Origin of the sequence: Floccifex sp. (assembly GCF_051873555.1) — a bacterium.
GTDB lineage: Bacteria > Bacillota_I > Bacilli_A > Erysipelotrichales > Erysipelotrichaceae > Floccifex.
Genome location: NZ_JBJEEY010000123.1, coordinates 1 through 7434, shown reverse-complemented (window position 1 = coordinate 7434; position 7434 = coordinate 1). Strand labels below are relative to the sequence as shown.

Annotated in this window: 6 protein-coding genes; 1 reads left to right on the top strand and 5 read right to left on the bottom strand. The window is 34.9% G+C overall.

From position 1 onward, the window contains the following. Nucleotides 1-116 precede the first annotated feature (116 nt). From ACI32A_RS07125 to ACI32A_RS07105, 5 genes are read right to left on the bottom strand one after another with little or no spacing between them, the layout of a single operon-like run. A complete protein-coding gene (locus tag ACI32A_RS07125) occupies nt 117-1025 on the bottom strand; it encodes an NAD(P)/FAD-dependent oxidoreductase (protein WP_439754348.1) in 909 nt (302 codons plus the stop codon). Then, nucleotides 1001-2443, bottom strand: coding sequence for a prolipoprotein diacylglyceryl transferase (gene lgt, locus ACI32A_RS07120; protein WP_439754347.1), 1443 nt, complete (start codon nt 2441-2443; stop codon nt 1001-1003). The genes ACI32A_RS07125 and lgt overlap by 25 nt, the downstream gene beginning before the upstream one ends. Beyond that, on the bottom strand, nt 2424-3380 hold the full coding sequence (gene hprK, locus ACI32A_RS07115) for an HPr(Ser) kinase/phosphatase (protein ID WP_439754346.1): 957 nt from the start codon (nt 3378-3380) through the stop codon (nt 2424-2426). The genes lgt and hprK overlap by 20 nt, the downstream gene beginning before the upstream one ends. 5 nt (nt 3381-3385) lie before the next feature. After that, nucleotides 3386-6208 (bottom strand): excinuclease ABC subunit UvrA, encoded by a 2823-nt coding sequence (gene uvrA, locus ACI32A_RS07110; protein WP_439754345.1) that lies wholly within the window; start codon nt 6206-6208, stop codon nt 3386-3388. Between the two features lie 33 nt (nt 6209-6241). Next, a complete protein-coding gene (locus ACI32A_RS07105) occupies nt 6242-6484 on the bottom strand; it encodes a hypothetical protein (RefSeq protein WP_439754344.1) in 243 nt (80 codons plus the stop codon). 152 nt (nt 6485-6636) lie between these two features. On the opposite strand from ACI32A_RS07105, the gene ACI32A_RS07100 reads away from it, so the two are divergent. Then, nucleotides 6637-7434: amidophosphoribosyltransferase (locus ACI32A_RS07100; RefSeq protein WP_439754343.1), on the top strand; the 798-nt coding region annotated here is incomplete at its 3' end.

Sequence of the window (7434 nt, the reverse complement as noted above, 5' to 3'; positions counted from 1 at the left end):
GTATAACTAAAAAATCAAGAGCATCAGTAAGTGAATATACTGATGCTCTTATCTACTTTTACTTCAACAACAATAAAAACGAGGATTGTATTATCGTTTTGTTGCTTTAAAATTATTTATTTCGATAATTCATGAAAAATATGTTGAGCCGCAATAGCTCCATCATTGGTTGCTGTCACCACTTGTCGTAAATCTTTTTGAATGACATCTCCTGCTGCATAAATGCCTTTGATTTTTGTTTCCATATTATTATCTACAATGACATAGCCTCTTTGATCGCAAATTCCTAATTTTTGAATGGATTGTGTCATTGGGTCTTGTCCAACATATGGAAAGATACCTGAACAAGAAAGGATTTGTGTTTCTTTTGTATCAACATTTTCTAATACAATGCCACTTACTTTTCCGTTTTCACTTAAGATTTCTTTTGGAATATGTTTTTTGATGATTTTGATTTTATCATTGGATTCTACTTGTTCCTGAATGCTTTTTTCGGCTCTGAATACATCTCTTCGAATCACAATGGTCACATTGGCAAACTTTGTCAAATACAAAGACTCTTCCAATGCCGAATTTCCGCCACCAATGACAACCACGTCTTTGTCTTTGAAAAAAGCGCCATCACAAACGGCACAGAAAGAAACACCGCGTCCAATATTTTCTTGTTCTCCTGGAATGTGTAACAATCTTTCTTTGGTTCCTGTTGCCAAAATAATCGCATCGGCTTTTATTTCTTGTCCATCGGATAGTTTTACCACTTTATCTTCTGTGACTTCCATTACATCGCCATATTCATAAAGCGCACCAAAAGAAGTAGCTTGTTCAAACATTTTCATAGCCAGGTCTACACCTGATTGTGTTGGAACACCTGGATAATTGGCGATTTCAAATGTTTTAATTAATTTTCCACCTGGTGCTCCATTATCTAATAATAAAGTCGATAAGCCTGCTCTGGAAGCATATAAACTAGCTGTACAACCAGCTGGTCCAGCGCCGATAATTACCAAATTGAAGTGTCGTTCCATGTTCTTTTCTCCTTACAAATGGATATACAATCCCTTAAATCTGAAATCAAATAATCTGGATTTGCTTCTTTCATTTGTTCTCTACGATTTTCATCTAGACTAAATCCAATAGAAGTCATGGCCACATCTTTTGCGCACAGAATATCACTTTTGGCATCACCTACATAAATGACATTGTCTCTAGAAACATTCAAACGTGAACAGGCTTCAATTAATCCGGTTCCACTTGGTTTTGGGATTGGTAAATCTTCTTTTCCAAGTATAACATCAAAATAAGGTTCAAAGTGATTGATTTGCACGCCCAATTGAACGGCACTAATTCGTTTATTCGAGACAATACCCAAAGTATATCCTTCTTCTTTAAGTGTTTTTAATACTTCTGTAGCATGGTCGATTTCTTTTAACATTGTATAATGCAATTCTTTATTGATTTCCTGATACCGTTGAATTACATCTTCAATTTCATTTTCTTCAAAATATTTTCCAAAAGATACTTCTAAAGTCGGTCCAAAAAATGCATTCAATTCTTCTTGTGTCAATTCAATTTCTGGTTTTCTTTCTTTAAAAACCTGAATAAATGTTTCATAAATCATTTTCTGACTATCTTGAAGTGTTCCATCTAAATCAAATAAAATCACTGGTTTTGCATATTTATACCCAACTCCAAGAATTCCAAGAATGCCTGCCACTACAAACAATAAAGAAACAACTTGGGCAATTCGAAGTGGTCCCAACATCAAGGAATCCGTTCTTAGTCCTTCAATAAAGAAACGAACCATTCCATACCAGATTAAATAAAGAAAACCAGCATCGCCTTGTTTCTTTAATCCTTTTTTTCGAATCCAGCGAATCAGGAAAAAACCAATCACATTGGCTACACTTTCATATAAAAAAGTTGGATGATGGTATTGTCCATTAATATACATTCGATTTTTAATGAAAGATGGAAAATGATTGATAAAGGATTCACTGACAGCACTTCCAAATGCTTCCTGGTTCATAAAATTTCCCCAGCGTCCAAAGGCCTGGGCAATTAAGACATTGGGAAGAATGCAGTCCATCATTCGATAAATTGATACTTTTTTCTTTTTAAAATAATAAAGACTAAATAATACGCCGGCAATTAAGCCCCCATGGATGGCTAAGCCTCCATGCCATATTTTAATGATTTCTTCTGGAAATTTTGAATAATAGTCCCATTGAAAGAGTACATAATACAAACGAGCACCTATAATTCCACAAAACATCATAGGAACCACATAGTCTTCTAATACCGATGTGGAGTATTTCCATTTTTTCATCGTTGCCTGGCTTAATTCATAGGCAACGATTACACCCGTGATAATAAACAAAGCATAATAAGTAATGTTAAAAGGACCAAAGGAAAGAAAAATTTCATCACTGACAAATATCTTCATTATTTTCTTCCTCGTTTTTTTCAATTTCTTTTAATACTAAATGTTCAATTTCTTTGGCTGCATCTTTTCCATCGCGAAGCAACATATAATGAAAAACAGCTGTTTCAATAATCGTTGCCATTGGACGTCCCATACTAATTGGAATTTGAAGTTTTAAAATCTTCACACCTAAAATATCAACATATTCTTTTTCTTCAATTCCTACCCGATCATAGTCGACTTTATCATCAAATGGAACCAATTCAATTTGAAGAGAAATTTCACATTCATGGGCATAGGAACCCACCCCATACATACGAGCTACATTAATGATTCCTACTCCTCTTAACTCCATAAATCCTTCTAACATATTCGAAGTTCTTCCAATTAAATTGTTGTGTATTTTAAAACAATCCACGCGATCATCGGCAATTAATTGATGTCCTTTTTGAATGAGACTCAACGCAATTTCGCTTTTTCCCATTCCACTTTCTCCAACAATCATGACACCAATTCCATGAATTCGCATCAATTCACCGTGTACAACAGTAAAAGGTGCTAATTTTTCATCTAAATAACTTGTGATTTTTACACTCGTATTGGTTGTGTTCTCTTGCGTGGAGAAAACCGCCAAGTCTTTTCGATTTGCGATTTCTTTTAAGACTTCTGGACATTCATGGCCATTGGTTAAGACAATAGCCGGTGTGGATTCACTGGTAATGAATTCAAAATTTCGGCGTTGTGCCACTTCATCCATTTTATTGTTGATATAATGAATTTCTTTATTTCCAATAATAACGACTCTTTTTTGTTGCCCATATTCAAAATAACCCGCTAATTCTAATCCAGGTCGATTGATATCGGCTAAATGAATAGGACGATTCAAAGAATCTTTATCCCCTGCGATTTGTTTCCAATTAAAATATTCGGCTAAATCCTTTACAGTAACCTTGCTCAAAAAAACTACCCCCTTTCCAGTAACGGCTTCAAATACTGACCCGTATAGCTATTTTCACACTGTGCTACTTGTTCCGGCGTTCCTGTGCAAACAACTTGACCTCCGTCATTTCCACCTTCAGGGCCCATATCAATAATATAATCCGCACATTTAATCACATCTAAATTATGTTCAATCACAATGACTGTATCGCCATTGTCAACTAAACGCTGTAATACATCAATTAATTTTTTTACATCATCACTGTGTAAACCCGTTGTTGGTTCATCCAAAACAAAGACTGTTTTTCCAGTAGGTTTCTTTTGAAGTTCACTGGCTAATTTTACACGCTGAGCTTCTCCACCTGAAAGAGTTGTGGCACTTTGTCCTAATTTAATATAAGACAGTCCTACGTCTTTAAGTGTTTGCAGACGATGACGAATTTTAGAAATATTTTGAAAAAATTCAACGCCTTCTTCGACTGTCATATTCAATACATCGGAAATATTTTTTCCTTTATATTGTACTTGCAACGTTTCTTCATTGTATCGTGTGCCATGGCATTGATCACAAGGCACATAGACATCGGGTAAAAAATGCATAGAAATCTTTAAAATTCCATCGCCTTGACATGCATCACATCGACCGCCTTTGACATTAAAAGAAAACCGAGATTTATCATAGCCCAGCATTTTGGCTTGTTTCGTAGTCGCAAATAAATCACGAATATCATCAAAGACTCCTGTATACGTTGCTGGATTGCTTCGTGGGGTACGACCAATTGGGTCTTGTCCAATTTCAATGATTTTATCTACATTTTCCAAGCCCTTAATTTCTTTACACAAACCCGGCTTAATGCGAACTCTACCCAAATAATGTTGAATCCCATGCGTTAGTACTTCCGTAATCAAACTGGATTTTCCTGAACCTGATACACCAGTGACAACATTCAAACATCCTAATTTTATATCCACGGAAACATTTTTTAAATTATTTTGTGTGGCCTTGACAATCCGAAGCTTCTTTCCATTTCCTTTTCGTCTTGTTTCTGGCACTTCAATTTTCTTTAATCCACTTAAATACATTCCTGTAATTGAAGTTGGATGTTCCATAATTTCTTGTGGCGTTCCCTTGGCAACAACTTGTCCACCATGAATACCGGCACCTGGTCCAATATCGACAATATAATCACTGGCTTTCATTGTATCTTCGTCGTGTTCTACAACAATCAATGTATTGCCTAAATCGCGCATTTCTTTTAAAGATGCAATGAGTTTGTCATTGTCTCTTTGATGGAGTCCAATACTTGGTTCATCTAAAACATACATAACCCCTGTTAAACGAGAACCAATTTGTGTAGCCAAACGAATTCGCTGGGCTTCTCCACCGGATAAAGTGGATGCCAATCGATCTAAAGTAATATAGCCCAATCCAACGTTGTTTAAAAAAGTTAAGCGGTTATAGATTTCTTTGACAATCAAGTGACTGATTTTCTTTTCCATTTCCGTTAATTCTACATGTGAAATCAAATCCAATGCTTCTTTTACACTTAAACAACATGATTCATATATATTTAGATTGGATACTTTTACGCTCAATGCTTTTTCATTCAATCGAGCGCCTTTACATGTTGGACACACACAATCCGATAAATATGATCCATACCATTCTCTTGAACTCGAGGAAGTTGTTTCTAAGTAGCGTCGTTCAATCAATGGAACAACGCCTTCTATATAATCAAATTTCTTGGATGTAATACCACCTCTTGAATGGGTTTCATATTGAATGGGCTGATCACTTCCATATAATAAATAATTCAATTTCTTTTTTGGTAAATCTTGAATAGGAATGTCTTTGTCGATTTCATAAAAATCAATCAAAGCTTGTACACGCTGCCATTCTAAATTTTCTGTATTGACTATATTTTTATAAAATTGAATTCCGCCTTGACTGATGCTTTTTTTACGATCTGGAATCAACAAATCCAAATCCACGCGTTGTGTAAAGCCTAATCCTTTACATGTTTGACAAGCACCAAAAGGTGCATTAAAAGAAAAGAGTTTGGGTTCTAGTTTAGGAACAGAGAAGCCACATATTTTACAGGCATAGTTACTGGAAAATAAGATTTCTTTTTCTTTTGTCATACAAATAGCCAATCCTTCACTGAGTTTTAAAGCTGTTTCTAAGGAATCATAGAAACGAGATCGATCTTGTGATTTTACAATTCGATCGATGACAACATCAATGGTATGTTTTTTATTTTTTTCCAAAGCATCTATTTCTTCTAAATAAACAATTTCTCCATCAATCCGAGCACGAACATAGCCTTCTTTCATTAATTTTTCAATTAATTCTTTATGTGTTCCTTTTTTTCCTTCCACTAAAGGACTTAAAATCGTACATCTGGTTTTATCTGGCAATTCCATAATTTTATCCACCATTTCTTTGATGGTATTGCCTGTAATGGGTTCATTGTGAATGGGACAATAAGGCACTCCAATACGTGCATACAACAAACGCAAATAATCATAGATTTCAGTTACCGTTCCCACTGTGGATCGCGGATTATTCGATGTTGTTTTCTGATCAATGGCAATTGCCGGTGACAATCCTTCAATTTGATCGACATCTGGTTTTTCACTATTTCCTAAAAATTGACGCGCATAAGCGGACAAGGATTCCATGTATCGTCTTTGTCCTTCGGCATAAATGGTATCAAAAGCCAGAGATGTTTTTCCACTTCCAGATACCCCTGTCATTATGACTAGTTTATTTTTGGGGATGTCAATATCTATATTTTTTAAATTGTTTTCTCTTGCTCCTTTTATTCGAATATATTTTTGTTCCATACAAACCTCATTTTCTATTTAAAAAAAGAGAACCTATGATCCTCTTATAACTAAAAATCCATTTATGATTCCTGCAATGACAAAAAGCCATGACATGGAATTAAAGAAAACCACGTCATAGTATATATTTTCATATACAAAGAACAAAAAGGAAGTCAGTAAAAGAAGAACGATACTGATTGTTTTACTTTTTTCTTTTTTATTTGATAATACTATATAAATTGTTGATACATCTGTAAGTATCATACAAATACAATTAAATACTGAAAAATCCATACTTCTATTCTACCAAAAAATTATAAGATTTGTAGTATAAGGTTCAGTTTTCGATTTTCTTGAAAAGTCACATAAAACATGATATTGTGTTTGCGTGAACAAAGACGTTCGATGGGTTAAGCCCTTCGTGCGTCTTTTTTTTGGAGGAATATATGAAACATATACATGAAGAATGTGGCGTTTTTGGGATTTATTCGCAACAAAGAAAAGATGTTGCGACACTGAGTTATTATGCTTTGTATTCTTTGCAGCACAGAGGACAAGAAAGTGCAGGAATTGTGGTCAATGACGATGGAATTTTACGAATTTATAAAGATAAAGGCTTGGTCAGTGAAGTCTTTAGCCAGGATCATTTGTCTTCTTTACCGCAAGGTCATATTGCGATTGGTCATGTTCGCTATGGAACAACGGGATTGGATGCTAAGAAAAATGCTCAACCCATTTGTATCAATCACATGAAAGGAAATTTAGCTTTAGCTCATAATGGGAATTTAGTGAATTCCTATGAATTAAGAAAAGAATTAGAAAGCACAGGCTCTATTTTTTATACAACCAGTGATACAGAAAGTATTGTCTATACCATTGTTAAAGAAAGATTGACATCCAAAAGTATTGAAGAAGCTGTTTTTAAGGCTGTACAAAAACTAGAAGGCGCTTTTTCCTTAGTCATTAGTAGTCCATCAAAATTAATTGCGGTACGTGATCCTCATGGTTTCCGTCCTTTATGCATGGGAAAACGAGAAGACGGAGACATTGTCTTTGCCTCTGAAACATGTGCATTAGATGCAGTCGGTGCTCACTTTGTACGAGACATTCTTCCAGGTGAAATTGTTACGGTTTCTGCCAAGGGTATTCAAAGCAATAAATCTCTTTGTGAAACTTGTAAAAAATCATTATGTGCTTTTGAATATATTTATTTTGAACGTTCTGATTCCATGATTGATGGATAC